Below are 26983 nucleotides of genomic sequence, written 5' to 3' on the forward strand. Positions count from 1 at the left end.
GTCAGGCGCGTGCAGGATCAGGCCTTTTCCGACGATTTTCGCACGCAGTTCGATCTGTTGATGCGGCTCCGGCGTGATGTGCGCCGGTTTCGCACCGATGCAATTGACGAGGCAGTGCTTACGCGCTGCCTCGACGCGTTTCGACTGGCCCCTTCTGTTGGGCTCAGCGAACCCTGGCGCGTGATCCGCATCGAAAGTCAGGCCGCGCGCGACGCGGCGCTGAAGAATTTCCAAGCGGCCAACGAGCGGGCGCTGAGCGGGTATTCCGGCGAAAAGGCGCAGCTGTACAGCCAGTTGAAACTGTCCGGGATGAAAGAAGCTCCGGTGCAGCTGGCTGTGTTTTGCGACGATGCCACCGACAAAGGTCAAGGTCTCGGCGCAGGCACTATGCCCGAAATGCGGCGTTATTCCGTCGTCTCAGCCATCACGCTCTTCTGGCTTGCCTTGCGGGCAGAAGGCTTGGGCCTGGGCTGGGTCTCGATCCTCGACCCGGACCAGATGGTGCGCGATCTGGATGTCCCCGAGGACTGGCGGTTGATCGGATATTTCTGCTTGGGCTGGCCCGAGGCCCAATCCGATACGCCGGAGCTGGAGCAGGTCGGCTGGGAATGCCGCGACGCCTCTCTGCCCATCGAGGTGCGCTAGACATGTTCGGATTGTTACGTCTTCCCATCCTGCTGGCGATCGCATTTATTGTGGGCGTATTCTGCGAACGCTCGAACCAGCGCGAGGCGTGCGAGGTGATCGGACAATGGCGGGACGGGCTATGTGTGACGGATGGTCGAAATGAGTGATCTGATCTGCGTAGGCAGCATCGCGGGCTCGTATGGGGTGCGCGGCGAGGTGCGGCTGAAAAGTTTCTGTGCCGTCCCCGAGGATATCGAAGGCTATTCGCCGCTGACAGACGAAGAAGGTAAAGAGCGCTATCCCCTAGTCCTGACCCGCGCGATCAAGAACGGCTTTGCCGCCCGGCTGGGTGGCATTGAGACGAAGGAAGCGGCGGATGCGCTGAATGGCCTGCGCCTTTACGCGCGGCGCGATCAATTGCCGTCGCTGCCGGATGATGAGTTTTACCACACCGACCTTATCGGGCTTGAGGTTTATGACACCGGCGGCACCCTGCTGGGTCGGGTGAAATCGGTTCAAAATCACGGCGCGGCGGATCTGTTGGAACTGCACGGTCCGGGCTTAAAGGCCACCGTGCTGCTGCCGTTTACACTCGAATCCGTTCCGACCGTTGATCTGGACAAGGGCCGCATCATCGCTGATCCGCCCGAGGGCCTGCTGTAATGCGCCGCGTGTTGCTGCATCTGGGTCTGCACAAGACCGGGACGACGGCGGCACAGTCCTTTCTGTTCGAAAACCGCTCACTGATCTGGCCGCACCATGCGTTGGTCCTGCCCTATCGGACCCGCAAAACCGGCTTGTCCGAAGCAGCCACACGCTATTCCGTCTACGGCACCCCCGGCGCGATGAGCGATTTCAAGGATCAGATGCGGCACTTTCTGAATTCGCTGGAATTCGGCCAGAAACGCGGGCTGGTTCTGAGTGAAGAAAACTTCTCGGGCCTGCGCCCCAGCCGCAATGTCGCGGTGGGCTATGAGGCCGCGCCCGAGCTTGCCTCGTGCCTTGTCGGCCTGATCCGCGACCGGTTTGCCGGGGAAGAGGTGCATATCACGATCTACTACTCGCTGCGCCAACGCGGAAGCTGGCTGCGCAGCCTGTGGGCACATGATCTTCAACGATCACGCCTGATTCAGGATTTTGAGACCTTTCGCGCCCGGCTTGAACCGGTGCCGTCGCCTCAGATTGCTGCTGCGGCTGTGCGCGACCGTTTGCCCTCGGTCTCGGTCCGCACCGAATGGCTGGAAGACCTGCAGGGCCAGCGACATGGGCTTGGAAGCACTTTTGCTGAATTCCTTGACCTGCCTGCGGACAAAGCCGCCGAATTGGTAGGCCCGACCCGATCAAACCCACGCCTGCCCGAGGATGTCTTGCAGCAGATGCTGGAAATGAACCGATCCGATCTGGACGATGCTGCGCTGATCGATCAAAAGACGGCTTTGGTTCAAAGCACCCAAAATGATCTGATCGGCTCGAGATGACAGATAAACCCGGAAAGTCCCATGGCCGCAAAGCCATCCGTCCAACGTTGAAGCCGCGCGAGTTGATGACGCCGACGCCCGATCTGCACGGGGTGTGGAAGGCCAAGATTATCACGTTGTTCCCATCTGCCTTCCCCGGTGTTCTAGGCGAAAGCCTGACCGGCAAGGCCCTGCAAGAAGGGCTATGGCAGTTGGAAACTGTGGATTTGCGCCAATTCGGGATCGGCAAGCACCGCAATGTGGATGACACCCCGGCGGGCGGCGGTGCGGGCATGGTGCTGCGTGCCGATGTGCTGGGTGAGGCCATTGAGCATACGATGGCGGGCATCCGGGGCAACTGGCCGCTGATCTACCTCAGCCCGCGTGGGCGTCGGATGGATCAGAAAATGATGCAAAACCTGGCTCGCTGCGATGGCATGACCCTGTTATGTGGTCGTTTCGAAGGCGTCGATGAGCGCGTGCTGGAGCACTACGGCGTGCAAGAGATCAGCTTGGGTGATTTTGTCATGACCGGGGGAGAAATCGCCGCACAGGCCCTGATCGACGCCACCGTGCGGCTGATCCCGGGCGTTCTGGGCAACCAGGCCTCAGCCGAGGAGGAGAGCTTTTCCTCTGGCTTATTGGAGCATCCGCAATACACCCGCCCCGCCGACTGGAAAGGCCGCCCGATCCCCGAGATCCTGATGTCAGGCCACCATGGACGCATTGCGGATTGGCGTCATGAAATGTCGGAACAGATCACCCGCGAACGGCGGCCCGATCTGTGGGACGCCTATCGAAAATCAGAAGATAAGGGCTAAGACTAACGGGTTGCCTTCCACAACGCCCAGGTTTCCGGCGTGCCGTTGAAGGTGTTGATGTCCACCTTACCCTGAACCCCCGGCACCAGCCCGGTGCCGGTGTATTGCCAGAACCGCCAGACCGAGCCTGGATAAACGTTGCGCGGGTGGCCCGCGACCGATCGCAGCCAGAACTCGGTTTTGGGAAGTCGTCCGATATCGGTGTCGCCGTAGAAATCTACCGTCGTGTAGACAATCGGGCGTCGGCCATAGTGGCGCTCGAGAATATCAAGGAACCGCTGCGCCTCGGCCCGAACGGTTCGGCCATCAGGGCGCAGGGTGCAGGTTTTGGAATGAGGCGTCCATTCCATATCCAGCACATGCGGCAGGTCGGCCCCTTTGGGCACGTTCTGGATGAACCAACGCGCCTGTTCATGGGCCGGACGGCAGAAATAGTAATAGTGATAGGCCCCCCACGGCACTCCGGCAGCTTGTGCGCCGCGTCGGTGCTCGTCGAACATCGGGTCGGTAAAATCTCCGCCCTCGGTGGCTTTGATGAAGGCAAAGCTGACACCGTTCTTCTGTGCGGTGCGCCAATCAATCGGCCCCTGCCAACGCGAGACATCCAGCCCGTGCACGGGGTACTGGCCGGGGTGGCGACCTTCCCACGGGTGCGGGTCAGCGTCACCAAAGGCGGGGTAGATGATCGAAGGCGGGGTCGTGTCCGCGAAGGCCTGCGGCTCAACCGCCTGAGGTTGCGGGCCGCGGCGACCACATGAGACAATTGCAAGCGCCATAACGGCCAGCAGAAGTGCTTTGCGCATCTTATGATCCTGTATCAAATATCTGCTCTTATAATTAATCCCAGAATGCCTGATCTGGTGAACAAGGCAACGGTGGATTTGACGGGTGGCAAAAACTCACCTGTTTCACCAAGAATAAGGCTTGATCCCCGCCCGCAAAGCCCGTAAAGCAGCGCAATCCGGTGTGGCGTTATGCGACTCCGGTGTTTTGGTTTGCATCCTGACGTGACGCCCAGCTTTCTTCGGCACCGGCGCGACAGGGCGGACCGGACCAAAAGGAACATTCGATCTGACCTCTGGCGGGCTGTGCGCAGGACCCGGTGAAGACCAAGAGCTCTCAGGCCGTGCCCAAACTTCGTGGACCAACCACGAGCAGATAGGAGTAACTGCGATGGACCTGATCGCACAGCTTGAGGCGGAACAGATTGCCGCCCTGGGGAAAGACATCCCCGATTTCAAAGCCGGTGACACCATCCGTGTCGGCTTTAAAGTGACCGAAGGGTCGCGTACCCGTGTGCAGAACTATGAAGGCGTCTGCATCGCGCGCAAAGGTGGCAGCGGCATCGCCGGTTCGTTCACCGTTCGCAAGATTTCGTTTGGCGAAGGCGTGGAGCGTGTGTTCCCGCTGCATTCGACCAATATCGACAGCATCACCGTTGTCCGCCGTGGCCGCGTTCGTCGCGCCAAACTTTACTACCTGCGCTCGCGCCGTGGTAAATCCGCGCGTATCGCAGAAGTCACCAACTACAAGCCCAAGGCTGGCGCCGAGGCGTAAGGAGCGGAAAGATGAAAAAAGACATCCATCCCGATTATCACGTCATCAACGTCAAAATGACCGATGGCTCTGTGGTTCAGATGAAATCCACCTGGGGCAGCGAAGGCGACCAGCTGGCTCTGGAAATCGACCCTTCCGTGCACCCCGCATGGACCGGTGGTTCGTCGCGCCTGATGGACGCAGGCGGCCGCGTGTCGAAGTTCAAGAAGAAATACGAAGGTCTGGGCTTCTAATCCCGACCTGGTTGAAATGCGAAAGGCCGTCCATTTGGGCGGCCTTTTTTGTTTTGGAATTGCGCCACTGCACTTTGCGGCTGTTTCAGAAATCAAACCCGGTCTGGACCGGGGGCGTGTAAGGCTCAATCATATCTTCGCCCTCAGCTCCGCGTTTGATGGGTTTGACGGTGTGATATTCAAACCGGCCTTCGTACTGCGTGCCCAACGACTGCTGCGCCTCTTGCGCGGTCGTGACGCCTGATAGCCAGTTTTCGATCTCATCCGGGGTCAGGATCACTGGCATGCGGTTGTGAATATGCGCGATCTGCGGGCTGGGTGTCCGGGTCAGGATCGTACAGCTATGGCTGCCGTCATCAGTCCTGTAAAACCCCGCAAAAAACATCACCGGGGCATTGCGCTGAACCGTGATGTAGACCGGGCAATCATGGCCCTGGTCCTTGGGCCACTCGTAATATCCCAGCGCCGGAATAAGACAGCGCCCATTGTTCCAGTATTGCTGCCAGAAGCTGACATTTTCGATCTTCGAATTGATCATCGGCTTCTTGCTGCGCGGATCCTTGATTTGCCAGCGCGCAGTAGCCAATTCGGCCTGATCGCCGTCCCAACGGACCATGCCAACCCGATTGGTGGGGGACACATTATAACCACCCGAAGGCAGCTGCTCGGGCAGATCAGGCGAGACCTTGCCGTAGAGAAAATACTCGGTAATCGCCAGCATTTCCCGCTGCGTCAGGTGACCGGCTGCAAACTTTCCACACATGACAAAAGCCTAGGCCGATTGGGTGCCGGTCACAAGTGGCCCCACCGACGATCAGTCCCTTGTCAGATCAACCGCGCTGTGCGGTGGAGGCACGGGGCCTCGCAGCATTACGGCAGCCAGGATCATCCCCAAAAGCGCAGCGATAGCGGCGACAAGCATGGCACTGTTAAATGCATCATCCTGCAGATCTCGCAAGGCGCGCGCCAGCGTTTCGCCTGTGGTCGGATCAAGCCCAGCGATAAGCTGTTGCACCTGACTTGCAGTGCCATGTGTCAACGCATGGGCCAGATCAGCCCGTTGCTCGGACCCGGTGGGCAAGGCGTTGATCACTTCGGACAGGCCGCGTCGGGTAGTGATTGCTTCGACCAGACCTCCAACCACGGCACCAAGGGTGGCACCAAAATAGAGGAACGCATTCACTACGCCCGAGCCCTGCCCCATATGTTCTTCCGGCAACAAGCGCAGCCCGAGACGCGGCAATAACGAAAAACCGATGCCAAGCCCGATCCCGATAATCACCAGCTTCCACCAAATCGCACCCATGCCTGTTGTGTTCGTCGTTGTCGTCAACAGCATGAACCCACAGGTCATGAACCCCATGCCCAGGATCACCGGCCATCGAAAACTGTAAGGTGCAAGAAAACGCGGAGCCACCACGGACACGACGAACATACTGAGGCTCAACGGCAGGATCGCCACCCCCGCCCCAACAGCGGACAGGCCAAACGCATCTGGCGATTGCACGAAGACGTTGAAATAGACGAAAAAGCTGAACAGCGCGAAGCCGGTAATGAACATCCCTGCCGCCGCCATGAAATAACGGGGGTGGCGGAAGTAGCGCAGCTCGATCAGAGGGTCCGCGCTGCGGCGCGAGGTGATGATCAGTGCAATCACCGCTACAGCCGACACGGCAAGCGGGATCAGGGTCGATCTTGTGGCCCATCCGTGGCTTTCCCCGTTGCTGAGCGCGAAGGATAGCGGGCCAAGCAGCAGGACCAATGCGACTGCTCCCGCAAGATCGAACTTTGCGCCTGCAAGACGGGTGTCGGGGACGTAATGCTCTTTGCTGACCCGCAACCCGACCGCAAACGCCACGATCAGCAGCGCCAGATCGGTGGCAAACACGCCCCGCCAGCTGAGGTAATGCGCAAACGCGCCGCCAACGATCGGACCAACACCAATTGCCAGCCCGACGATCGCGCCCCAGGCACCGGTGACGCTGGCCCGTTGTTCCTCGGGCGTGGCGGCAGTCAGCAGCGAAAGCGAGGTGCCAAACAGCGCTGCCGCCCCGGCACCTTGGGCCCCGCGGCCTGCCAGCAACATGGCTGCATCCTGTGAAAACAACACAAGGGCCGAGCCAAGACCGAACACGATCATTCCAGCAAAGAAGACGCCCATCTTGCCGGTGATATCGCCAAGTCGGCTGACGATGGTGACGAGGGTCGCGCTAACCACTGTATAGATCGCCATCACCCATTGCAGGCTGGAAGGCGACAAATCGAACTCGGCCTTCAGATTTGGCAGGATCGTCGCAACGGCGGTTGTGTTGAAGCCAACAACCATCATGCACAGCGCGGTCATCACCAGAACCAGACGTGCCCCTCCCGCGCCGGATATGTCCTCAGTGACGTCTTTTGGCATCTGCCTGTCCCCCGTTCAGGAATAGCGCGCTGGCCCTTCGGGCACCGTGTTGTGCCTATTATTAAACGGTTTTTTGCTGATAGATACTGTTTTTAGCGCGCTGCGCGCCCAGCGCCTATTAGATCCAGTAGGACAGCGCCAATGGCAGCACCAGGATCGTGGACAGAGTCGAAACCAGAATGAACCCGGCCACATCGGGTCCGTATTCCGGCACATGCTGATCGATAAACAAATAGGTCGCGACAGAGGATGGCATCAAACAGCACAGGATCACCGCGCCCCGCTCAGCCCCGGTGAAGCCGAAGCTCCAGACCAACGCGCTGGCAATCACCGCAGCCATCAGCAGGTGCAGCGCTGTCAGCAAAACGGCTCGGCCAAGGCTTTTGATCCGCAGGGTCGCCAGCGTGTGGCCCAGCGTCAGCAACATCAGCGGGATCGAGAGCCCACCCAGAATATCAAAGGATTTGGCCACCGGTTGCGGCAGGCTGGTGCCCGTCGCCATCAACACCAGCGACAGTGCGACCGCGTAAATAATCGGCGAAGTCGCCAGTTTCTTGGGCGAGAACTCTCCGGCCGGAATCCACATGCCGATCGTGAAGATACTGATCAGCACAACCACCACAAATGCCATCGTATAGGCCATTCCCGCATCGCCTAGCGCCAAAAGGGTAATGGGCAGGCCGATATTGCCGACATTACCATGCATCAGTGGCGTCAGAAATGCCCGCACCGGCAGCCGCATCAGTTTGAGCGCGACAAGCCCCAACAGCCCAAAACCTGCAATCGCCAAAGCGGCGGCCATCATGACATCAAGAAAGGTGCCGACCGCAATCTGGGTGGTTGAAAGGTGCGAGATTATTAGCGTCGGATACCCGACCCGCGAGACGATCCCGCCAATAACCTTGTTGTCATAAGGGGCCCTGATCACAGCCAGAGTGTAACCGATTCCAGCGCAAATCAGGACAGGCAGAACCACGTTCAAAACGTTCAGAAACAGATGATCCAATGGCTGCCCTCGATCACAAATCCATAGGATGGACAGTGAAACAGGGGTGTGTGTTTGGCAAGGATTTACCCTAACCCCCAAGTACCAAGCACTTTTCCAATTTGAGGCTTGATAATAGCGCTCAAGACGGCCCGAGGTTCTTCCCTTCCCGGCCTACACAACATATAGTGGCTGCCAACAACGTGTAGGCAAACACGGCGGGACTTGGGAATACAGGCATGGCACATATCATTGTGGTCGGGAACGAAAAGGGCGGCGCAGGCAAATCAACCGTGTCGATGCATGTGGCCACCGCATTGGCACGGCTGGGGCACAAGGTCAGCACACTCGATCTTGACCTGCGGCAGCGCAGTCTGGGCCGGTATTTCGAGAACCGCTTGAACTTCCTGAACGGCTCGGACCTGTCTCTGCCCAGCCCACGCCACCACGACCTGCCCGAGATTGACGCCAGCGCTCTGCAACCCGGTGAAAACATCTATGACCACCGCCTTTCGGCCGCCGTGGCCGAACTGGAAAGCGATAGCGATTTCATCCTGATCGACTGCCCCGGTTCGCACACTCGACTCAGCCAGGTTGCACATTCGCTGGCCGATACACTGATTACACCGCTGAACGACAGTTTCATCGATTTTGACCTGCTGGCGCGGATCGATTCCAAAGGTGAGAGAATCCTTGGCCCCTCAGTCTATTCCGAGATGGTCTGGAATGCCCGCCAATTGCGCGCCCAAGCTGGGCTGAAACCGATCGACTGGGTCGTCGTCCGCAACCGGGTCGGCACCCAGCGCATGGTCAACAAGGAAAAGATGCAACGCGCGATCGAGATGCTGTCACAGCGCATCGGCTTCCGCGTCGCCTCGGGCTTTTCCGAGCGAGTGATTTTCCGCGAGTTGTTCCCGCGCGGACTGACTTTGCTGGACCTCAAGGATATCGGGGTCAAGCAATTAAACATCTCAAACATCGCCGCACGTCAGGAATTGCGCGACATGATGAAGGAACTGAGCTTGCCGGGTGTTGAGATCGACTTCTAGCCGCGTGGCAGCGCCTGCACAGCTAACCAAAGTAAATCCAAGTGCCTTAAGATGCTCTACGTAGCCGCTCAAGTGTAAGCCACTCTCCGTCGCGCGCAGAGTCAGTAAACGCACATTTCCGGAGAACAGCTTGAGATGCCAAGTTGTCTGCGTGCACAACCGCGATCACCCGGTAAACATTGGGGCGTTGGCGCAAATATTCGTCACAGTACTGTGCGACGATCGAACTGGCGTACCCCTTGCCCCAATGCTTCTCACCCAACCAATAGCTGACTTCGGCGCTGCCCGATCCCTTTTCTAGCATACGAACCTGTCCGATTGCGTGCCCATCTTTCTCGATGGCCAACACCTGATGATGATCTTCGTAACCCAGTTCGATCAATTGGGCGGCATCGTCCGCACTGATTGGGCCTGGATAGACCTCCGGCAGATAGCGCCACAGGCGCTCAGAGGAAAGCATCGCCGCATACACTGCCGAGTCCTTCAGATCCCATGCACGGAAGTGAAATGGCCGGGGATTCGGACGCTCGAATGTGCCCAGGATGTCATCCTCACATTCCAGTGGGACCCAGCCTATTTGAATCGGGTCGTAAGCGACCTCGACACCGTTCGTCTGACACCATTTGACTTCACGTTCGGAAAGAACACCCTGCGACCTCAATCTGCGCAGATCAACTGATCTCGAATGCCCGCAGGAGTGTTCAGATCGAATAGATTTGTTTTGAATGTTCATGACGTCCTCCGAGCGAACACACCAACACCAAGTGCTCTGAAACAAGAGACTGCGCCAATTGTTGGATATTCCAACAAAATAGGATAGCCTATTGTTCAACAATATTTGATTGGAAAAACCTATTGATCGACATCCAGCTGACATTGAAACAACTGTCCTATTTCCGTACGCTGGCCGACACTGGCCACTACAGGAAAGCCGCCGAGCGTATCGGCATTAGCCAGCCTTCTCTTAGCCTGCAGATTGCTAATTTGGAATCTGTGCTTTGTCTGAACCTCGTCGAACGAGGCCGCGCCGGAGCGATGCTGACGCCTGAAGGACGAGAAATTCTTGAGCAAACCCGAAGCATACTATCTGATGTGATGGCCCTGCAAGAAACACACAATCGGATGAAATCCGAACTTTCAGGAAGTTTTCGCCTCGGCTCATCCCCAACGCTGGGGCCCTATCTGTTGCCGCGCGTTTTTCTGCATTTGCATCAGAACCACCCGGATCTGAGATTGATCGTGCGTGACGGCCCCCCCTCAGAACTGCTGCAAGAACTGTTGAGCGGAATGCACGACGTTATTCTGACGCAACTGCCGGTGAAATCGGCCGATGTTTTTGTTCAGCGATTACTGCGAGAGCCTCTTCATCTGGCTGTGGCCCTCAGCCATCCGCTGGCAAAAAAGGAATACGTAGAAGACGAAGATCTAAAGGGGGAAAACGTTTTGGTCCTGTCGCGGCGCTTCACCCTCCACAGCCAGATCGAAAACCTGACCAAGGAGGTCGGCGCAAATCTGCTGTATGACTATGAAGGCACCAGTTTGGATGCCATTCGTCAGATGACCGCTATAAATATCGGAATCTCATTCCTTCCATCACTTTATGTGGCGTCCGAAGTGCCCAAATTTGGCGGGGACGTGGCACTTGTGCCCTATAGGCCCGGCCGCCTGAATAGGTCGATTGGCCTTGTCTGGCGCGCCTCCAGTGGCCACCATCGCGCATTCAGCTTTATCTCAGACGCCATTCGCAGCGTTGCCAAGACAGATTATTCTGGATTGGTCAGCGTTGAAAAATAGTGGTGTTGACCTCTGGCCTTAAGCTACCGCATTAAGCAGCTGTACAATGGCCAGACCTAGCCAGCCGTTCTGTAAATCGTAAACAGCTCTTTCGGCTCTGCCACGCCACGCAACATATAGCGACCGACCGAGATCAGATCCTGATCGCAGGGATGGGCCGCGCGGGCGACATCATCAGAAATCAGGACCCGCTGCCCCAGCGACCGATGCATCCCCGCAATTCTGGACGTCTGGTTGACCGCCGGACCAATGACGGTGAAATCCAGCCGACTTTCGGAGCCGATGTTTCCATAGAGGATCTCACCAGAGTGCAATGCCAGCGTATAATTCGAAACCGGTTGACCCCGTGAACTCCGCTGAGTGTTCAATTCGGCCATACGCTCTTGCAGCATGGTCGCCGCAGCCAGCGCGGCGCGGGCATCGGCATCGATCTCGCCGACATCAAACATCGCCATGACACCGTCGCCCATGAACTTCAGGATGTTGCCTTCGCATTGATGAACAACATCGACCACCACACCCAGGTAGTCATTCAGCATATCTATGACTTCGATCCCTGGCATCTCTTCCGACAAGCTGGTGAACCCTTCCAGATCGAAGTTCCAGATCACCGCATCAATCTGCTGCAGTGACCCGCGACGGATTTCACCGGACAAGACCCGACGACCGGCATCGCGCCCCAGATAAACCCGCATCAAATCTTTCGACACCCGCGCGTTCGAGGCTGACTTCAGAGCCAGCCCCAGATGCGGTAGCGCCGTATTGATCACGTCCAGATCATCGTCGCAGAATCCTTCCGGCGCATTGCTGGACCAGGACATCAAGACGCCGTCGATTGCCTCTTTCGCATCATAGGGGTTGCGTTGAGCCGGCACATCAAAGCTGATGCCAGTCGCGTAATAGTCCGTGGCCCCGTTTTCCCGCAACTCGTTTAGCAGGGGAAAACGGCTGGGTTCGTTCTGATCGACCAGCCGTTCACGGATAGCATCGATATCTTCGTGCAATACGGCATACAGCGGACTTTGTGTCCAAACTTCACTGGGCTCTTCGGAATACTCGAAGGTTTCCAGATTACTTCCTTTGCTGCGGTACCAGCTATAGCCCGTTCCGCCATAGACGGGATGCAAGGCCGGTTGCGCCGCATGAAAGCGCATCAAGGGAACACCAAGATCAACCAAACGGGTGCAATACCCGTCCAAAAGTTCTTGTTTGTCGGCCCCTTCCAGGCCTCGGGTCACCAACCAATCTATCAGATCATGGGATTTTGCCGTTGGGGAATCCGGCGCTGTCATGTGTCGTTCCTGTGTCCGTTATGACGTTGATCTGGGGGCAGCTGTACCGGATTACCAGTGCCCTAATCCATTCCGGCCAGACGTCGCAGCATCATGCGCAGCAAAGCGGCCTCACCCGTGGTGAAACGCGATGCCAGTTTCTGATCATAATCCTGCGCGATACCGCTTAACTCGCGATAAACCTTTTGGCCAGCCGAGGTCAGCGATAGCCGCTCAACCCGCCGGTCATTTTCATCCCGCAACCTTTGCAGATATCGGCGCTGTTGCAATCGGCTGACCGCACGGCTGACCTTGGTTTTGTGGATTTTGGCACGCTCAACAATGTCGCGTGCGGTCATCTCACCATGATTGCCAAGATGAAACAGCACCCGCCATTCAGTTCGCAGCATTCCGTAGCGATCCTTGTAAACGCGCTGAAACTCAAGCGAACTTTCTTCGGCCGCCTGATTCAACAGGAACGGCAGGAAATTTCGCAAATCAAACTCATCTTTTTGGTCATTTTTAGGCTGGGTCATCCTTGTTAGTTACAAAATCAACTATTATTCGACAAGTGACAAGTTGAAGGATCACCGGAGACGAGATGAGTTTTGATATCTGGATCACCTATGTGGCGACGGTGTTGCTGCTGATGAGCACACCGGGGCCAAGCCAGTTGCTGATGCTGTCGAACTCGGCAACCAATGGGCTGCGGCGAGGTTTTTTTACCGCTGCGGGGGATTTGACGGCCAATTTCTTTCAAATGTTGGCCGCCGGTCTGGGTCTGGCTGCCCTGATCGCTACGTCCGGGACCGCCTTTACCGTGATCAAGTGGTTGGGCGTGACCTATCTGATCTATCTCGGCGTCAAGCAAATCGTGAAGGCACGCGTTGCCGAAACCAACGATGCGCCGCGCACCAGCCGCAAGGCGCTGTGGATGCAGGGCTTCATCACCTCTGCCGCGAATCCTAAGGCGGTGGTGTTCTTCGCCGCTCTGTTTCCGCTGTTCATCGATGGCGCGCTGCCTTTCTGGCCGCAATTCGCCATCCTCTCGGCCACATATCTGATCATAGACGGGTTGTTTCTGATGGCCTATGGCTCCACTGCCAGTTGGCTGGCCCGGCGCCTGCAGGGGCCGGCAAGGCTTTGGCTCGACCGGATCGGTGGCAGCTTCATGATATTGGCGGCAGTCCTGCTGGGCTTCAAATCCCTGCGCGCCGCCTCGTAACCGAAAGACATAAGGACGCAATATGCCTTTGAAGAAATCCTGGGTCGCATCGGCCAATTCCGCCGACCACCCCTTCCCGCTGAACAACCTGCCTTATGGCGTGTTCTCGACCGAAACCACCGAGCCCCGCTGCGGCGTTGCCATCGGCGACATGATCTTCGACGTGACTGCTGCCGAAGCTGATGGATTAATCGCGCTGTCGGATGAGCCGCTGTTCGATCTGCCCTTCTGGAATCCGCTAATGGAAGAAGGCCCTGCCGTATGGGCTGCATTGCGCGACCGCCTTTCTACGCTATTGGCTGAAGATTCGGACGAACAGCACAAGATCGAAGGTCTGCTGATCCCGCAGGACGAGGCCGAGATGCACATGCCCTTTGCCGTCAGCGAATACACCGATTTCTACGCGGGCCGCCACCATGCCCAGAACGTGGGCACCATGTTCCGCGGCCCGGAAAACGCGTTGCCGCCGAACTGGCTGCACATCCCCATCGGCTATAACGGCCGCGCTTCGTCTGTTGTCGTTTCAGGCACGGATATCCGTCGCCCCTGGGGTCAGTTGAAATCGCCCGATCAGGACCTGCCTGCTTTCCTGCCCAGCCGTCGATTTGATATCGAACTAGAGATGGGTGCAATCGTGGGCACACCGTCTGACGGCCCAATTTCAGTGCAGGAAGCCGATGACAACATCTTTGGCTATGTCCTGCTAAACGACTGGTCCGCGCGCGATATTCAGGCCTGGGAATACCAGCCGCTGGGGCCATTTCAGGCCAAGGCGACCGCGACCTCGATCAGTCCGTGGATCGTGACCAAAGCGGCGCTGGAACCGTTCCGCTGCGATACGCCCGACCGTGAGTTTGCACTGCTGGACCACCTGAAGGATTGCGGCCCGATGCTCTATGACATCGATCTATCCGTAACGATGGCGCCCGAGAATAAAGACGCCACGACCATCGCACGAACCAATTATCGCGAGATGTATTACTCGGCGGCGCAGCAGTTGGCGCATCACTCGACGTCTGGGTGTCCGATGAACACGGGCGACCTGTTGGGGTCCGGCACCATTTCGGGGCCGAACAAGCCAGAGCGCGGATCACTTCTGGAACTCAGCTGGGGCGGGAAAGAGCCACTGACGCTGGACACAGGCGAGACCCGCACCTTCATCGAGAACGGCGACACGCTGACCCTGACCGGCGCAGCCAAGGGCGACGGCTATACCATCGGGTTCGGCGATTGCACCGGCACCGTGCTGCCCGCACTCGAAAATCCATTCGCCAGAGATTGATGCAGGTCCAGTCCGCATATTCAGAGCGCGCTCTGCCAGTCCTTAACGGCCTCGATGGGATAAAGCAGCATCAGCACGTTCAGCGTCAGACCATCGCGGATCAGCGCGGTGGTCACGATCTCGAACCCCAGCGCAATGGTGACCGTCATCCAGATCGGCAGGCGACGCGCCAACCAGAACCCCAGCATCATCGCGCCAATATCGGCGATCGAGTTGACGACACTGTCGCCGTAGTAGTCCAGCGAGATCGTGACCGCGCGGTAATGTTCGATCACGGCATTGGTGTTCTCGGAAATCTCCCACGCGACTTCTATCAAGGTGGCGATGAACAACCGCCAGCCAACGGCAAGGCGGCGCGCCACCAGCCACAGAAAACCGTAAAACAGAAAGCCATGAATGATGTGGCTGGGCGTGTACCAATCGGTCAGATGCTGCGAGCTTTCGGAACTGAAGGTTTCACCATGCCACAGCTTGACAAACCCGCATTTGCAAATCGGTTCGCGGCCCATCCACAGCAGGATGATGGCGCAGGCAATGACAACACAAGCGGTTGCCCAATAAGGCAAAAATCGACGTTCAAACATATGGCGACAACATCATCAAAGCCAGTCGCTGTCCAGAAGGGAAATCACTGATATGGCCAAGGCATTTGCGTCCCAGGGGGACATGTCGGAAAAGAAAATCAGCTTCACTGAGGTGGGCGAAGGGCTGTATGCCTTCACTGCCGAAGGCGACCCGAACTCGGGCGTGATCATCGGCGATGACAGCGTGATGATTGTCGAGGCGCAGGCGACGCCGCGTCTGGCCAACAAGGTGATCGAATGCGTGCGGTCGGTGACTGACAAGCCGATCACCCATGTGGCGCTGACCCATTACCACGCAGTACGCGTGCTGGGCGCGAGCGCCTTTGGTGCGCAACAGATACTGATGTCGGATATGGCGCGCGCAATGGTGGTTGAACGTGGTCAGGAAGACTGGGACAGCGAATTCCAACGCTTCCCGCGTCTCTTTGAAGGACACGAAAGCATCCCCGGCCTCACATGGCCCACCACCACCTTCAGCGACACAATGACGGTTTATCTGGGCAACCGCCGGATCGACCTGATGCATCTGGGCCGTGCGCATACCGCTGGCGATATCGTCATCCACGTGCCCGATCAGAATGTCATGTTCACCGGTGACATCGTCGAATACCACTCGGCGTGCTATTGCGGCGATGGGCATTTCAGCGACTGGGGCGATACGCTGGATGAGATCAAGTGGTTTGACGTGGACGCCATCGCGCCGGGGCGCGGCGACGCTCTGGTTGGTAAGGACATGGTCAATGCGGCCATCGAGAACACTCGCGATTTCGTCGAAAGCACCTATCGCCCGGCGGCCAAGGTTGCGGCGCGCGGTGGCAGCCTGAAAGAAGCCTGGGACGCCGTGCGCGCAGAATGCGACCCAAAATTCGCTGACTATGCGATCTACGAACACTGCCTGCCCTTCAATGTTGCCCGCGCCTATGACGAGGCCCGCGGCATCGACACGCCCCGGATCTGGACCGCCCAGCGCGATCTGGAGATGTGGGAGGCCCTGCAGGGCTAAGATTTCCGGGCCGGATTTGATCCAGATCGTGGCGGCCCGGATTTGACAGTGAAACGCTAAGACCAACCCTCCGGCGCTATCCCGCCGGAGAACAGATGAGTTGTGCCCGCTGCACCAGAACTGGGAGAGAGACCGTGAACAAGATTTTCGAAGTTCCACTTTATGCCTACGAGGCCAGCCCGGATCAATCCGCGCCAGCGCCCGTGCGTCACAAGGTCATCGTTGTTGGGGCCGGTCCGGTGGGTCTGGCCGCCGCCATCGATCTGGCCCAGCAAGGGGTTGAGGTGCTGGTGCTGGACGACAACGACAAGGTCAGCTTTGGCAGCCGCGCCATCTGTTTTGCCAAGCGCCCTCTGGAAATCCTCGACCGACTGGGTTGCGGGCAGCCGATGGTGGACAAGGGCGTTCTTTGGAACAAGGGCAAAGTGTTCTTCGACGAACGTCAGGTTTACGAGTTCGACCTGCAGCCCGACAGCGGCGATCAGCGCCCGGCCTTCATCAACCTGCAGCAATACTATTTCGAGCAGTTTCTGGTCGACCGCGTCCGCGAATTGCAAGCGCAGGGTGCACCGATCGAAATCCGCGGCCGCAACAAGGTCGAAGCCGTTGGAACCCACCCCGATCACGTCAAGCTTGAGGTCGAAACGCCTGAGGGTTCGTACACCATCGAAGCGGATTGGGTCATCGCCTGCGACGGCGCGGGCTCACCCATGCGCGCCATGATGGGTAAGGATTTTGTGGGCCGCGTGTTCGAAGACAACTTCCTGATCGCTGATGTGATCATGGAGGCCGATTTCCCTTCGGAACGCTGGTTCTGGTTCGATCCGCCCTTCAACAAAGGCCAATCTGCGTTGCTGCATAAACAACCCGATGGCGTCTGGCGCATCGATCTGCAACTGGGATGGGATATCGACAAGGAACGCGAAAAGCGCCCGGAAAACGTGATCCCGCGCCTCAAGGCCATGCTGGGCGAGGAGGTAAATTTCGAGCTGGAATGGGTCAGCATCTACACCTTCCAGTGCCGCCGGATGGAGCAATTCCGCCATGGCCGCGTGATCTTTGCCGGTGACAGTGCCCATCAGGTCAGCCCGTTTGGCGCACGGGGCGCAAACTCGGGCGTGCAGGATACCGACAACCTGTGCTGGAAACTGAAACTGGTGATTGACGGCAAAGCGCCTGAGTCGCTGCTGGACAGCTACGATCAGGAACGCATTCACGGTGCGGACGAAAACATCCTGAACTCGACCCGCTCGACCGATTTCATCACCCCGAAATCGCAGATGTCCCGCATCCTGCGCGACGCGGTGCTGGACTTGAGCGAGCACTATGACTTCGCCCGCCCGATGGTGAATTCTGGCCGCCTGAGCGTACCTTGCGTCTATGACGGCTCGTCGTTGAATTCGGCGGATGCGTTGAACGGGCCGACGCAGACGCGTCCCGGAGCGTCCTGTCCCGATGCGCCTTTGGGTGACGGCTTTCTACTGCCTATACTGGCTGGACAGTTCACGCTGCTGACCATCGACGCCGATGCACCAGATGAGATCGAGGTCGATGGCATCATCGTCAAACGCCTGGCACTCTCGGTCAAAGACGACCCGACCCTAACGCTGAAGCGCCGCTATCTGGGCGATGCCAGCGGAGCGGTCTATCTGATCCGTCCCGATCAGCACGTGGCCGCCCGCCGCGACACCTACGAAGAAAATGCATTCCGGCACGCGGTGCGCCGCGCCACAGGCAAGGAGTAAGCGACATGGCTGATCTGATCCTCTCATCCAATCTGACCCAGGCAGACGATTTCTATGCCGATCTGGTGGCCGCCCATGAAGGGCTTGAGAAAGCCGAAAGCGATGCGTTCAACGCGCGCCTTGTGCTGGTTCTGGCAAACCACATCGGCGACAACGCGGTGCTGAAGCAGGCGTTGGACGCCGCAGCCCTGAAACAGGAGTAAGCCCATGAAAATCGAACAGATTCACCACGTCGCCTATCGCTGCAAGGACGCGAAAGAGACCGTTGAATGGTATGGCAAGATGCTGAACATGGATTTCATTCTGGCGATTGCCGAAGACCATGTGCCCTCCACCCATGAACCTGATCCCTACATGCACCTGTTTCTGGATGCCGGAAATGGCAATGTGCTGGCGTTTTTTGAGCTGCCTACCAAGCCGGAAATGGGGCGCGATCCTAACACGCCGATTTGGGTGCAGCACATCGCATTCAAGGTGAAGGACCGTGATGAGCTGATCGCATTCAAGGACCATCTCGAAGCCAACGGCGTCGAGGTTCTGGGTGTCACGGATCATTCGATCTTTCATTCGATCTATTTCTTCGATCCGAACGGTCACCGGGTGGAACTGGCTTGCCCCGACCCCGAGGAAGAGGCCATGCTGGCCCGGCTGGATTCGGTCAAATGGGATATGCTCGAAGAATGGTCGCGCACCAAACGAGCCCCTCAGCATGCCGACTGGCTGCATGCCAAGGAACTAAGCAAAGGCTAACCATCGTATGTCCGAAGTGGTTCTGTTTGATTACTGGCGTTCGTCCGCCAGTTACCGGGTGCGGATTGCACTGAATCTGGCTGGGATCACCTACCGCCCGGTCGTCGTGGATCTGGTGAACGGGGCGCATCGCGCCCCGGATCATTTGGACCGCAACCCGCAAGGTCTGGTCCCGGTGCTGGATATCGATGGGGTTCGGTTGACCCAATCGCTGGCGATCATCGATTATCTGGATGAGACCCGCGAACTGGGTCTGCTGCCAACCGATCCGGCCAAGCGAGCCGCGGCGCGGGCATTGGCGCACAGTATCGCGGTGGATATCCATCCGGTCTGCAATCTGTCGGTTGCCAAACATGCCACCGCGCTCACCCAAAGTGCAGGCGACATGCCCGGCGACTGGATGCGTCACTTCATCCGGCCGGGTCTGCTCGCGTTTGAATCGCTGCTGGGCGGCTTTGATCAATCCCCGTTCTGCACCGGTGAAACGCCGGGTCTGGCCGATATCTGCCTGATACCACAGCTTTATAATGCGCGCCGGTGGGAAGTTGATCTATCCGATATGCCACGCCTGACAGCAGTCGAGGCCGTCTGCGCCGAGCATTCGGCCTTTGCCGCAGCCCATCCTGACCTGCACGCTCCGCTCTGAACCGGCGCACAGAGTCTGTGTGGCGGTGCGGGTGCACAAATCCTCGCGCCGTCCTTAGGTTTCTATGCAACGACAGATGGAGAACCCCATGCCCAAGATCACCGGCTACCACGCCCATGTCTATTTCGACGCCGACACTCAGGACACGGCACGGCAGGTCTGTGAAGAGGCCGCGCGTCTGTTTCCCGCTGTCCAGATGGGCCACATGCATGCGCGCAATGTTGGCCCGCATCCGCGATGGAGTTGCCAGCTGGGCTTTCCAGCCGAAGCCTTTGATCAGGTCTTTCCCTGGCTGATCCTGAACCGGCAAGGGCTGACCATCTTTACGCATCCAGAAACCGGCGATCACTTGGCTGATCACCGGGATCGCGCTATCTGGATGGGCGAGATGCTGCCACTTGATCTGTCGATCTTCGATTAAGCCAATTCACGCGCCCGGTCGCGCAGGATGAACTTCTGAATCTTCCCCGTCGACGTCTTGGGCAACGCCCCAAACACAACCGTCTTGGGTGCTTTGAAATGGGCCATATGATCCCGGCAGAAAGCGATGATCTCCGCCTCATTCGCCTCTGCCTGCGGTTTCAATTCAACAAATGCACACGGCGTTTCACCCCATTTCTCATCCGGGCGGGCCACCACCGCTGCCTCCATAACAGCCGGGTGTTTATAAAGCGTATCCTCAACCTCGACCGATGAAATATTCTCGCCGCCCGAGATGATGATGTCCTTGGACCGATCCTTCAGCGCGATGTAGCCATCCGGGTGCATCACGCCCAGATCGCCCGAGGCAAACCACCCGCCTTTGAAGGCTTTGTCGGTCGCCTCGGCGTTCTTGAGATAGCCCTTCATGACAATGTTGCCCTGCATGAATATCTCACCCATGGTTTCGCCATCCGAGGGCACAGGCTCCATGGTTTCCGGGTCTGCGACCATCAAGCCAGACAATGCCACGTATTTCACACCCTGACGCACCTTGAGCGCGGCGCGATCCTCTGCACCCTTGTCGTTCCATTCGTCCTTCCAGGCGCAGACGACGGATGGACCATAAGTCTCGGTCAACCCATAGACATGGGTAACCTCGACACCCATCCCTTCCATCGCTTCGATCACCTTGGCCGGCGGTGGAGCGCCAGCGGTCATCGCCTTAATCTGCTGCGTGAAATCCTTGAGGTGATCCGGTGCATTGGCCAGCATGTTCAGCACGATCGGCGCGCCGCAGAAATGAGTTACGCCCTCTTCTCGGAAGGCGCGATAGATCGGTTCGTCCCGTACGGCGCGCAGGCAGACGGAGGTTCCCGCATTGGCCGCCATCGTCCACGGGAAACACCAGCCGTTGCAGTGGAACATCGGCAAGGTCCACAGATAGACCGAATGCTGCGGCATCCCCCAGGTCAGAATGTTCGATGTTGCATTCAGCGCCGCGCCGCGGTGGTGATAGACTACACCTTTGGGGTTGCCGGTGGTGCCCGAGGTATAGTTCAGCGTGATCGCATCCCATTCATCTGCGGGCAAAGACCAGTCGAACTCTGGATCACCCTCGGCCAACAGAGCCTCATAGGTCAGATCTCCCAATCGCTCGCCACCGTCAAAACTGGCGTCTTCGATGTCGATCACCAGAATGTTGTGATCCACCTGCGCTAACGCCTGTTTCACGACGCCTGAAAACTCGGGATCGACCAGCAGAACCTTGGCTTCGGCATGGTTCAGAATGAAGGCGATGATCGGCGCATCCAGCCTCGTGTTGATCGCGTTCAGCACCGCCCCTGCCATGGGCACGCCAAAATGCGCCTCATACAGCTCGGGGATATTGGCCGCGATGATCGAGACTGTATCGCCCACGCCTACGCCACGCGTAGTCAGCGCGCTGGCCAGACGTCGGCTCCGCACATAGGTTTCTGCCCAGCTATACCGGCGCTCGCCATACACAACGGATGGGTAATCCGGATACACTGCCGCCGTCCGCTCAAGATAGCTCAGCGGAGACAACGGCGTGAAATTCGCCGGGGTTTTATCCAGATGTTGCTGGTAGATAGGTGTGGCTGTCATCCGGCGATCCTCCCAAACTCGTCAGATTGTCGTATTGAGCACAAAGTTTACGTCATAACAAACCCGTATTAATACGCGTTTGAGCTACACTGGAGATATCCTATGGGCTAATCTGGCCCTACTTCACGCGCACCATTCGCGTTGATCTGCAGTATCACGTCACTTTGCGCCCGCCGGGACCTACTGATTCCCCGCGCGCCCCACTTTTGAAAGGACATGTCATGGACGGCACGTTCAACGAAAACGATCTTTCCCGCGTCGTCGAAGCCGACCGCGCCCACCTCTGGCATCACCTGATCCAGCACAAGCCGTTTGAGACCAACGATCCCCGTATCATTGTCGAAGGCAAAGGCATGCGCGTGTGGGACCAAAAGGGCAAAGAGCACCTGGATGCCGTATCAGGCGGTGTCTGGACCGTGAACGTGGGCTATGGCCGCGAATCTATCTGTAAGGCGGTTTATGACCAGCTGATGAAGCTGTGCTACTTCGCCAACACCGCAGGCTCGATCCCCGGTTCGAATTTCGCGGAAATGCTGATCGACAAGATGCCGGGCATGAGCCGCGTGTACTACACCAATTCAGGTTCTGAGGCGAACGAGAAGGCGTTCAAGATGATCCGCCAGATCGCGCACAAGAAATATGGCGGCAAGAAAACCAAAATCCTGTACCGTGACCGCGACTATCACGGCTCCACCCTGGCGACAATGTCGGCAGGTGGTCAGGACGAGCGCACCGCGCAGTACGGTCCCTTTGCACCCGATTTCGTGCGCGTGCCTCATTGCATGGAGTACCGCAAGCACGAGCTGGACGGCGCACCGGAAGAGAACTTTGGCGAATGGGCTGCAGATCAGATCGAAGAGGTCATCCTGCGCGAAGGCCCCGACACTGTTGGTGCCCTGTGCCTTGAGCCCGTGACCGCAGGCGGTGGCGTCATCGAAGCGCCTGAAGGCTATTGGCCCCGCGTGCAAGAGATCTGCAAGAAATACGACATCCTGCTGCACATTGACGAGGTTGTCTGCGGCGTAGGTCGGACCGGCACGTGGTTCGGCTATCAGCAGTACGGCATCAAGCCGGACTTCGTGACCATGGCCAAGGGCGTTGCCTCGGGTTATGCCGCGATCGCCTGCATGGTCACCACCGAGGAAGTCTTTGACATGTTCAAAGACGACGCGGCAGACCCGATGAACTATTTCCGTGATATCTCGACCTTTGGTGGCTGCACTGCCGGTCCGGCGGCAGCGGTTGAAAACATGCGCATCATTCAGGATGAAAACCTGCTGCAGAACTGCGTCGACATGGGTGATCGCATGATGGGCAACCTGCAGGCGCTGATGGAGAAGCACAAAGTCATCGGCGACGTGCGCGGCAAGGGTCTGTTCCTTGGCGCCGAGCTGGTAACCGATCGGACCACCAAGGATCCGATGGACGAAAAGCGCGTTCAGGCCGTGGTTGCTGATTGTATGGCGCAGGGCGTCATCATCGGTGCCACCAACCGCTCGATCCCCAGCCGCAACAACACGCTGTGCTTCTCGCCAGCGCTGATTGCAACGGCGGACGATATCGACCAGATCACCGACGCCGTAGACGGCGCGCTGGGGCGTGTGTTCGGCTGATCCGACCGCTGTAGTATTGCTAAAACAGACGAAACCCGCCAGCTTTTGGCGGGTTTCTTTTTATGTGGACATCGGCCAAGTTTATGAGCTGATGCCAAGGATACTCGGTTTGCATTCAAGGGGCAGGTAAGAGCCCATTGTCACAATGATTTCGGTCTTGTAGCTTCAAATCTCAGCATATCGAGGTTGTGCGATGGAAAATTTGGCTTTGGCTCTCGCACTAGCAGTGAAACACATTGAGACGCGCGAGGCCCCAACGGATTGTGACAACGATATTCGCGCCTTGGAAAACATTGCAGCTCATCTACAGTTAGCTGACCAGGATTCACAGAATGCAGTCGCAGACGCGTTTCGAAAGCTTGATGCGCCAGAGTTAATTGAAGGAATTGGCCTACAAATAAGTGACGGATAAGTCCGCCCTGCGGGCATTGATCATGTGTCAAAGTAAACAAACCCGCCACCGAACAAAAAACGCCCGAATGACAGCGGCATGTCGGACACTCGGCTTTACCGTGCCAGCTACTGGCGGGGGTGAGGAGAGCTTGGGTTACTCGCCGAAATTCGGATAGATGAACCCGTTCACCGGGTAAGAACTGCCGTAGCTGCCCGGCCGGCTTTCAACCCGCACAAGCGTCCAATCATTGTTTTTGGACACGTCCCTCACGCCCATCTGCAACGACACCTTATTCCGGAGCCAGTTTGCGTGGTTCACAATGACTTCCCGCTCGGTGACAATATCGGACACGACAGCCACATGTCCCAGGGGCATCCCTCTGGTGGCCCGAAACGACATCACCGCACCGACCTCCGGTTCATTACCCCGGTCAAACCCATTGCGAGCCTTGCCCCACCAATCCTTGGCGTTGCCACGAATTTCGATGCCGCTGAGGTTGCGTGCGTAGGGCACGCACCACACCCTTTGTCCCAGCGCATGTTTTCTTGAGACCTCTTGCAACGCCATGGCCTGACGTTCGGGATCCAAGTCCACCTCATTCGGATTCTTAGCACAGGCCGAGATCAGACTGAAAAGTCCCAAAACAACGGCAATTCGCGCGACGCCGGGCAGGCGCGACCAGATCGTATCGGTATTGCGTGCGTTGTACTGCAAGAAGGTTCTTTGCCGGTTTGAGTGGTGAAGCAGTTTTAATAATATCTTTAGGAAAAAGAAAAGAGCCCAGCTGCTCCCCGGCAGAATATTGCCAGTTCCTGCGCCGCATTCCGGCCGTTGGCCGAGCGTGCGGTCACTTATTCAACAGGTTTCCTCCCTGTGCCGTCCCTGGGATTCCTGGCAGGCGAAGAGACCGGCACAAGGTCACCTGACACATGAGCGCCAACCCGTCCCGCAGTTCGACGATCAAGCATCCGCTGGACAGTCGGGTTAGGCAGAATTACTTTGACCGCAACCCAATCCAACAGGAGGTTTGTATCGGATGTCCAAGACACTCTCGATCGCGGCAACTTCAATTCTGTTTTTGTCAACAGCGGCCTATGCGCAAGAACAATGCGCTGCTGGCAAAACGCTGACAGACGGCAAATTCACCATCGCAACGGGCAACCCGGCCTACTATCCGTGGGTGATCGATGACGCGCCTGAAAGCGGCGAAGGGTTCGAGGCAGCCGTTGCTTATGCCGTGGCTGAAGAAATGGGGTTCGCGGCTGATGATGTGGTCTGGGTCCGCTCGTCCTTCGACGAGGCGATCCAGCCCGGCGCCAAGGAATTCGACGTCAACATGCAGCAATACTCGATCACACCCGAGCGGGATCAGGTGGTCGATTTCTCTGCCCCCTACTACACCGCCCCGATGGCGGTTCTGGTCAGCCCCAATTCGACCGACACTGCCCCGACGCTTGAAGCGCTGAAAGGTCTGCAATGGGGGGCCGTCGGCTCGACCACGGCGGTGCCGAAACTGGCCAGCATCATCCAGCCCGACAGCGATCCGCTGCTTTATGGCGACAATGCTGACGTTAACGCCGCCATGTCGGCCAACCAGATTGATGCGGCCCTGTTCGATCTGCCCACTGCGCTGTTCCTGAGCGCAGTGATGATCGAAGGCTCAAAGGTCATCGGTCAGTTCCCGGCGGATGAAAATGACAATCCGGATCATTTCGGCATGCTGATGGAAGAAGGCAACCCTCTGAAAGCCTGCGTGGACGAGGCGCTGGCGGCACTGGCAGCTAACGGCAAACTGGCCGAAATCGAAGCCGTATGGCTGCAGGACACCACTGGTGTCCCTCTGATCAAGTAACATGGCAGATCATAAGGTGGCGGGGATGACCCGCCGCGAACGGTACGAGGCGCACCAACGACGCAGGTCGTTGGTGATCGCCACGATAAGCACGGTCACAGTTGTGGCCGCGATTTACTTTCTGGTGCCGCTGGCTCCGGGCTGGTCGAAGGTTCAGCAGAGCTTTTTTAACGGCGAGACGCTTGTCAAAACCTTCCCGAAACTGCTTGAGGCGTTTCGGATCAACGTGATGATCTTTTTGTGGTCCGCACCGGCGATCGCCGTGCTTGGCCTGTTGATTGCCTTGGCGCGGGATGCCAAATCGCCCGCCCTGTTTCCGCTGCGCATCTTTGGCGCGGCGTTCACCGACATTTTCCGCGGCGTGCCTGTGATCCTGACGGTCTATCTGATCGGCTTCGGTATTCCGGGGCTGGGCCTGCCGCGCCCGTGGAATTCACCTTATATCTGGGGTTCGCTGGCGCTGATCCTGACCTATTCGGCCTATGTGGCCGAGATCTTCCGTTCCGGCATCGACAGCGTCCACCACAGCCAGCGCGCCGCCGCATTATCGCTGGGTTTGTCGGAACGGCAGGTGATGCGCGACGTGGTGTTGCCGCAGGCGATCCGCAACGTGGTGCCCTCACAGATGAACATGCTGATTGCGCTGCAAAAGGATGTCTCTCTGCTCAGCTTCATCGGCCCGGTCGAAATCTTCCGTCAGGCCGGAGTGTTCAAGTCGCTGCTGGCGAATTTCACTCCCTATGTGGGCGCGGCGATCATCTTCCTGATCGTCACCATCCCCGCCACACGCTACGCCGATCACCTGATGGCCCGCCAAATGCGAGAGAGGCGCTGATGCCCAAACTGGAACTTCAGGGCGTGGTGAAACGCTTTGGCGACCGCACGGTCTGTGACGGGATTAATCTCACCGTTGATGAGGGCCAAATGGTTTGCTTGATCGGCGCATCCGGGTCGGGCAAGTCGACTCTGCTGCGTTGTATCAACCTGCTGGAACCCATCGAAGACGGCGCGATCTTTCTGGATGGCGAGGATATCTCAATCCCCGGTCTGAACCCGCAATCGGTGCGTGCCCGGATCGGGATCGTGTTCCAGAGCTTCAACCTGTTTCCGCATATGACCGCGCTTGAGAATGTCATGCTCGCGCCCCGCAGGGTGCGTGGGCTGACGCGCGCTGTATTGCAGCCCGAGGTCGAAGCGCTGTTTGCCCGGTTCGGACTGGCCGACCGGATGCACAACTATCCCGACCAATTGTCGGGCGGGCAGCAGCAGCGCGTCGCAATCGTACGCGCCTTGGCCATGCAGCCCGAGGTCATGCTGTTTGATGAAATCACCTCGGCCCTCGATCCCCAACTTGTGGGCGAGGTGCTGGATGTTCTGCTGATGCTCAAGAAACAGGGCATGACGATGATGATGGCCACGCATGAAATGGGCTTTGCCCGCGAGGCCGCCGACAAGATCTGCTTCCTAGACAGCGGTCGGATCATCGAAGAAGGCCCGCCCGACGCGGTGTTTGACCACCCTTCGCACCAGACCACACAAGCCTTTTTGGCGCGGGCGTTGAAGTAAGCGCCTGGGCTCTGAATCCCTGACAATCTGACCCTCAAGGACTCGACTCTTTGAGGGTCAAGAACATATAAGAACAAAT

At 58.0% G+C, this 26983-nt stretch carries 31 protein-coding genes; 21 read left to right on the forward strand and 10 right to left on the reverse strand.

The annotated features are described in order from the left end of the window. Positions 1-9 precede the first annotated feature (9 nt). From bluB to trmD, 5 genes are read left to right on the forward strand one after another with little or no spacing between them, the layout of a single operon-like run. Positions 10-645: a 5,6-dimethylbenzimidazole synthase gene (gene bluB / locus ACR0EN_RS15685; RefSeq protein ID WP_170392663.1), complete on the forward strand. Its 636-nt coding sequence runs from the start codon at positions 10-12 to the stop codon at positions 643-645. A 2-nt stretch (positions 646-647) separates the two neighbouring features. Then, a complete protein-coding gene (locus ACR0EN_RS15690; protein WP_170818886.1) occupies positions 648-794 on the forward strand; it encodes a hypothetical protein in 147 nt (48 codons plus the stop codon). Then, positions 787-1290: a ribosome maturation factor RimM gene (gene rimM / locus ACR0EN_RS15695; RefSeq protein WP_170425120.1), complete on the forward strand. Its 504-nt coding sequence runs from the start codon at positions 787-789 to the stop codon at positions 1288-1290. The genes ACR0EN_RS15690 and rimM overlap by 8 nt, the downstream gene beginning before the upstream one ends. Next, positions 1290-2105: a hypothetical protein gene (locus tag ACR0EN_RS15700; protein ID WP_170425117.1), complete on the forward strand. Its 816-nt coding sequence runs from the start codon at positions 1290-1292 to the stop codon at positions 2103-2105. The genes rimM and ACR0EN_RS15700 overlap by 1 nt, the downstream gene beginning before the upstream one ends. Further along, on the forward strand, positions 2102-2905 hold the full coding sequence (trmD, locus tag ACR0EN_RS15705; protein ID WP_170392667.1) for a tRNA (guanosine(37)-N1)-methyltransferase TrmD: 804 nt from the start codon (positions 2102-2104) through the stop codon (positions 2903-2905). Before ACR0EN_RS15700 ends, trmD begins: the two co-directional genes overlap by 4 nt. A gap of 2 nt (positions 2906-2907) precedes the next feature. Here trmD and ACR0EN_RS15710 read toward each other — a convergent pair whose 3' ends face one another. After that, the gene (locus ACR0EN_RS15710; RefSeq protein WP_170508530.1) at positions 2908-3708 is read right to left on the reverse strand and encodes a glycoside hydrolase family 25 protein; all 801 of its coding nucleotides are present in this window, start codon (positions 3706-3708) and stop codon (positions 2908-2910) included. A gap of 370 nt (positions 3709-4078) precedes the next feature. Between ACR0EN_RS15710 and rplS the strand changes: the two genes are divergently transcribed. Together rplS and rpmE are read left to right on the forward strand one after the other, a co-directional pair. Then, positions 4079-4462, forward strand: a complete 384-nt coding sequence (rplS, locus tag ACR0EN_RS15715; RefSeq protein ID WP_170328369.1) for a 50S ribosomal protein L19 — start codon at positions 4079-4081, stop codon at positions 4460-4462. A gap of 11 nt (positions 4463-4473) precedes the next feature. Beyond that, positions 4474-4695, forward strand: coding sequence for a 50S ribosomal protein L31 (rpmE, locus tag ACR0EN_RS15720; protein ID WP_170392669.1), 222 nt, complete (start codon positions 4474-4476; stop codon positions 4693-4695). A gap of 85 nt (positions 4696-4780) precedes the next feature. On the opposite strand, the gene ACR0EN_RS15725 is transcribed toward rpmE, so the two are convergent. The 3 genes from ACR0EN_RS15725 to ACR0EN_RS15735 form a co-directional block, all read right to left on the reverse strand. Next, a complete protein-coding gene (locus tag ACR0EN_RS15725; protein ID WP_480587640.1) occupies positions 4781-5458 on the reverse strand; it encodes an SOS response-associated peptidase in 678 nt (225 codons plus the stop codon). A 51-nt stretch (positions 5459-5509) separates the two neighbouring features. Next, the gene (locus ACR0EN_RS15730; RefSeq protein WP_480587643.1) at positions 5510-7099 is read right to left on the reverse strand and encodes an MFS transporter; all 1590 of its coding nucleotides are present in this window, start codon (positions 7097-7099) and stop codon (positions 5510-5512) included. 118 nt (positions 7100-7217) lie between these two features. After that, positions 7218-8105, reverse strand: a complete 888-nt coding sequence (locus tag ACR0EN_RS15735; protein ID WP_170818889.1) for an AEC family transporter — start codon at positions 8103-8105, stop codon at positions 7218-7220. Between the two features lie 218 nt (positions 8106-8323). Here ACR0EN_RS15735 and ACR0EN_RS15740 point away from each other — a divergent pair, with 218 nt between their 5' ends. Continuing rightward, positions 8324-9133, forward strand: a complete 810-nt coding sequence (locus tag ACR0EN_RS15740) for a division plane positioning ATPase MipZ (RefSeq protein WP_170402416.1) — start codon at positions 8324-8326, stop codon at positions 9131-9133. A 46-nt stretch (positions 9134-9179) separates the two neighbouring features. Here ACR0EN_RS15740 and ACR0EN_RS15745 read toward each other — a convergent pair whose 3' ends face one another. Then, positions 9180-9866, reverse strand: coding sequence for a GNAT family N-acetyltransferase (locus tag ACR0EN_RS15745; RefSeq protein ID WP_170818890.1), 687 nt, complete (start codon positions 9864-9866; stop codon positions 9180-9182). Positions 9867-9988: 122 nt separating this feature from the next. Between ACR0EN_RS15745 and ACR0EN_RS15750 the strand changes: the two genes are divergently transcribed. Further along, a complete protein-coding gene (locus ACR0EN_RS15750) occupies positions 9989-10927 on the forward strand; it encodes a hydrogen peroxide-inducible genes activator (RefSeq protein ID WP_480587646.1) in 939 nt (312 codons plus the stop codon). A gap of 56 nt (positions 10928-10983) precedes the next feature. Here the strand turns inward: ACR0EN_RS15750 and ACR0EN_RS15755 are convergent, their stop codons facing one another. Together ACR0EN_RS15755 and ACR0EN_RS15760 are read right to left on the reverse strand one after the other, a co-directional pair. Continuing rightward, entirely contained in the window at positions 10984-12219 is a 1236-nt protein-coding gene (locus ACR0EN_RS15755) for an adenylate/guanylate cyclase domain-containing protein (protein ID WP_170818891.1), read from the reverse strand. 62 nt (positions 12220-12281) lie between these two features. After that, on the reverse strand, positions 12282-12734 hold the full coding sequence (locus tag ACR0EN_RS15760; protein WP_170392676.1) for a MarR family winged helix-turn-helix transcriptional regulator: 453 nt from the start codon (positions 12732-12734) through the stop codon (positions 12282-12284). Between the two features lie 65 nt (positions 12735-12799). Between ACR0EN_RS15760 and ACR0EN_RS15765 the strand changes: the two genes are divergently transcribed. Then, on the forward strand, positions 12800-13423 hold the full coding sequence (locus ACR0EN_RS15765; RefSeq protein ID WP_480587649.1) for a LysE family translocator: 624 nt from the start codon (positions 12800-12802) through the stop codon (positions 13421-13423). A 22-nt stretch (positions 13424-13445) separates the two neighbouring features. Next, positions 13446-14705, forward strand: coding sequence for a fumarylacetoacetase (gene fahA / locus ACR0EN_RS15770; protein WP_480587652.1), 1260 nt, complete (start codon positions 13446-13448; stop codon positions 14703-14705). A 20-nt stretch (positions 14706-14725) separates the two neighbouring features. On the opposite strand, the gene ACR0EN_RS15775 is transcribed toward fahA, so the two are convergent. Further along, entirely contained in the window at positions 14726-15289 is a 564-nt protein-coding gene (locus tag ACR0EN_RS15775; protein WP_170818894.1) for a DUF2585 domain-containing protein, read from the reverse strand. A gap of 52 nt (positions 15290-15341) precedes the next feature. On the opposite strand from ACR0EN_RS15775, the gene ACR0EN_RS15780 reads away from it, so the two are divergent. From ACR0EN_RS15780 to ACR0EN_RS15805, 6 genes are all read left to right on the forward strand, one after another. Next, the gene (locus ACR0EN_RS15780; protein ID WP_039541551.1) at positions 15342-16292 is read left to right on the forward strand and encodes an MBL fold metallo-hydrolase; all 951 of its coding nucleotides are present in this window, start codon (positions 15342-15344) and stop codon (positions 16290-16292) included. Positions 16293-16426: 134 nt separating this feature from the next. Next, entirely contained in the window at positions 16427-18037 is a 1611-nt protein-coding gene (locus tag ACR0EN_RS15785; protein ID WP_480587656.1) for an FAD-dependent oxidoreductase, read from the forward strand. 5 nt (positions 18038-18042) lie between these two features. Then, positions 18043-18240 carry a DUF2783 domain-containing protein gene (locus ACR0EN_RS15790; RefSeq protein ID WP_170392682.1) on the forward strand — a complete coding sequence of 66 codons (198 nt, stop codon included), beginning with the start codon at positions 18043-18045 and terminating at the stop codon, positions 18238-18240. Positions 18241-18244: 4 nt separating this feature from the next. Further along, positions 18245-18787, forward strand: coding sequence for a VOC family protein (locus ACR0EN_RS15795; protein WP_170392683.1), 543 nt, complete (start codon positions 18245-18247; stop codon positions 18785-18787). Between the two features lie 7 nt (positions 18788-18794). Next, the gene (gene maiA, locus ACR0EN_RS15800) at positions 18795-19433 is read left to right on the forward strand and encodes a maleylacetoacetate isomerase (RefSeq protein WP_480587659.1); all 639 of its coding nucleotides are present in this window, start codon (positions 18795-18797) and stop codon (positions 19431-19433) included. Between the two features lie 88 nt (positions 19434-19521). Further along, positions 19522-19854 (forward strand): DOPA 4,5-dioxygenase family protein, encoded by a 333-nt coding sequence (locus ACR0EN_RS15805; RefSeq protein ID WP_170402428.1) that lies wholly within the window; start codon positions 19522-19524, stop codon positions 19852-19854. Here ACR0EN_RS15805 and ACR0EN_RS15810 read toward each other — a convergent pair. Beyond that, positions 19851-21479, reverse strand: coding sequence for an acyl-CoA synthetase (locus ACR0EN_RS15810; RefSeq protein ID WP_480587661.1), 1629 nt, complete (start codon positions 21477-21479; stop codon positions 19851-19853). The two genes, ACR0EN_RS15805 and ACR0EN_RS15810, sit on opposite strands and share 4 nt — an antisense overlap. A gap of 221 nt (positions 21480-21700) precedes the next feature. Here ACR0EN_RS15810 and ACR0EN_RS15815 point away from each other — a divergent pair, with 221 nt between their 5' ends. Continuing rightward, on the forward strand, positions 21701-23092 hold the full coding sequence (locus ACR0EN_RS15815) for an aminotransferase class III-fold pyridoxal phosphate-dependent enzyme (protein ID WP_170392687.1): 1392 nt from the start codon (positions 21701-21703) through the stop codon (positions 23090-23092). 547 nt (positions 23093-23639) lie between these two features. Here the strand turns inward: ACR0EN_RS15815 and ACR0EN_RS15820 are convergent. Beyond that, entirely contained in the window at positions 23640-24200 is a 561-nt protein-coding gene (locus tag ACR0EN_RS15820) for a CHAP domain-containing protein (protein WP_170392689.1), read from the reverse strand. A gap of 322 nt (positions 24201-24522) precedes the next feature. Here ACR0EN_RS15820 and ACR0EN_RS15825 point away from each other — a divergent pair, with 322 nt between their 5' ends. From ACR0EN_RS15825 to ACR0EN_RS15835, 3 genes are read left to right on the forward strand one after another with little or no spacing between them, the layout of a single operon-like run. Beyond that, positions 24523-25338: an ABC transporter substrate-binding protein gene (locus ACR0EN_RS15825; protein WP_170662947.1), complete on the forward strand. Its 816-nt coding sequence runs from the start codon at positions 24523-24525 to the stop codon at positions 25336-25338. Position 25339: 1 nt separating this feature from the next. Continuing rightward, on the forward strand, positions 25340-26173 hold the full coding sequence (locus ACR0EN_RS15830; protein ID WP_480587665.1) for an amino acid ABC transporter permease: 834 nt from the start codon (positions 25340-25342) through the stop codon (positions 26171-26173). Further along, on the forward strand, positions 26173-26904 hold the full coding sequence (locus ACR0EN_RS15835; RefSeq protein WP_480587668.1) for an amino acid ABC transporter ATP-binding protein: 732 nt from the start codon (positions 26173-26175) through the stop codon (positions 26902-26904). Before ACR0EN_RS15830 ends, ACR0EN_RS15835 begins: the two co-directional genes overlap by 1 nt. Positions 26905-26983 lie beyond the last annotated feature (79 nt).

The sequence above is a fragment of the Ruegeria sp. AB7 genome (assembly GCF_056542625.1).

What these genes read in the sequence shown, in the direction of transcription:
- ACR0EN_RS15690 (WP_170818886.1), top strand. Translation starts at nt 648, where the DNA reads ATGTTCGGATTGTTACGTCTTCCCATCCTGCTGGCGATCGCATTTATT.
- rimM (WP_170425120.1), top strand. Translation starts at nt 787, where the DNA reads ATGAGTGATCTGATCTGCGTAGGCAGCATCGCGGGCTCGTATGGGGTG.
- ACR0EN_RS15700 (WP_170425117.1), top strand. Translation starts at nt 1,290, where the DNA reads ATGCGCCGCGTGTTGCTGCATCTGGGTCTGCACAAGACCGGGACGACG.
- trmD (WP_170392667.1), top strand. Translation starts at nt 2,102, where the DNA reads ATGACAGATAAACCCGGAAAGTCCCATGGCCGCAAAGCCATCCGTCCA.
- ACR0EN_RS15710 (WP_170508530.1), bottom strand. Translation starts at nt 3,708, where the DNA reads ATGCGCAAAGCACTTCTGCTGGCCGTTATGGCGCTTGCAATTGTCTCA.
- rplS (WP_170328369.1), top strand. Translation starts at nt 4,079, where the DNA reads ATGGACCTGATCGCACAGCTTGAGGCGGAACAGATTGCCGCCCTGGGG.
- rpmE (WP_170392669.1), top strand. Translation starts at nt 4,474, where the DNA reads ATGAAAAAAGACATCCATCCCGATTATCACGTCATCAACGTCAAAATG.
- ACR0EN_RS15725 (WP_480587640.1), bottom strand. Translation starts at nt 5,458, where the DNA reads ATGTGTGGAAAGTTTGCAGCCGGTCACCTGACGCAGCGGGAAATGCTG.
- ACR0EN_RS15730 (WP_480587643.1), bottom strand. Translation starts at nt 7,099, where the DNA reads ATGCCAAAAGACGTCACTGAGGACATATCCGGCGCGGGAGGGGCACGT.
- ACR0EN_RS15740 (WP_170402416.1), top strand. Translation starts at nt 8,324, where the DNA reads ATGGCACATATCATTGTGGTCGGGAACGAAAAGGGCGGCGCAGGCAAA.
- ACR0EN_RS15745 (WP_170818890.1), bottom strand. Translation starts at nt 9,866, where the DNA reads ATGAACATTCAAAACAAATCTATTCGATCTGAACACTCCTGCGGGCAT.
- ACR0EN_RS15755 (WP_170818891.1), bottom strand. Translation starts at nt 12,219, where the DNA reads ATGACAGCGCCGGATTCCCCAACGGCAAAATCCCATGATCTGATAGAT.
- ACR0EN_RS15760 (WP_170392676.1), bottom strand. Translation starts at nt 12,734, where the DNA reads ATGACCCAGCCTAAAAATGACCAAAAAGATGAGTTTGATTTGCGAAAT.
- ACR0EN_RS15765 (WP_480587649.1), top strand. Translation starts at nt 12,800, where the DNA reads ATGAGTTTTGATATCTGGATCACCTATGTGGCGACGGTGTTGCTGCTG.
- fahA (WP_480587652.1), top strand. Translation starts at nt 13,446, where the DNA reads ATGCCTTTGAAGAAATCCTGGGTCGCATCGGCCAATTCCGCCGACCAC.
- ACR0EN_RS15775 (WP_170818894.1), bottom strand. Translation starts at nt 15,289, where the DNA reads ATGTTTGAACGTCGATTTTTGCCTTATTGGGCAACCGCTTGTGTTGTC.
- ACR0EN_RS15780 (WP_039541551.1), top strand. Translation starts at nt 15,342, where the DNA reads ATGGCCAAGGCATTTGCGTCCCAGGGGGACATGTCGGAAAAGAAAATC.
- ACR0EN_RS15790 (WP_170392682.1), top strand. Translation starts at nt 18,043, where the DNA reads ATGGCTGATCTGATCCTCTCATCCAATCTGACCCAGGCAGACGATTTC.
- ACR0EN_RS15795 (WP_170392683.1), top strand. Translation starts at nt 18,245, where the DNA reads ATGAAAATCGAACAGATTCACCACGTCGCCTATCGCTGCAAGGACGCG.
- maiA (WP_480587659.1), top strand. Translation starts at nt 18,795, where the DNA reads ATGTCCGAAGTGGTTCTGTTTGATTACTGGCGTTCGTCCGCCAGTTAC.
- ACR0EN_RS15805 (WP_170402428.1), top strand. Translation starts at nt 19,522, where the DNA reads ATGCCCAAGATCACCGGCTACCACGCCCATGTCTATTTCGACGCCGAC.
- ACR0EN_RS15810 (WP_480587661.1), bottom strand. Translation starts at nt 21,479, where the DNA reads ATGACAGCCACACCTATCTACCAGCAACATCTGGATAAAACCCCGGCG.
- ACR0EN_RS15815 (WP_170392687.1), top strand. Translation starts at nt 21,701, where the DNA reads ATGGACGGCACGTTCAACGAAAACGATCTTTCCCGCGTCGTCGAAGCC.
- ACR0EN_RS15825 (WP_170662947.1), top strand. Translation starts at nt 24,523, where the DNA reads ATGTCCAAGACACTCTCGATCGCGGCAACTTCAATTCTGTTTTTGTCA.
- ACR0EN_RS15830 (WP_480587665.1), top strand. Translation starts at nt 25,340, where the DNA reads ATGGCAGATCATAAGGTGGCGGGGATGACCCGCCGCGAACGGTACGAG.
- ACR0EN_RS15835 (WP_480587668.1), top strand. Translation starts at nt 26,173, where the DNA reads ATGCCCAAACTGGAACTTCAGGGCGTGGTGAAACGCTTTGGCGACCGC.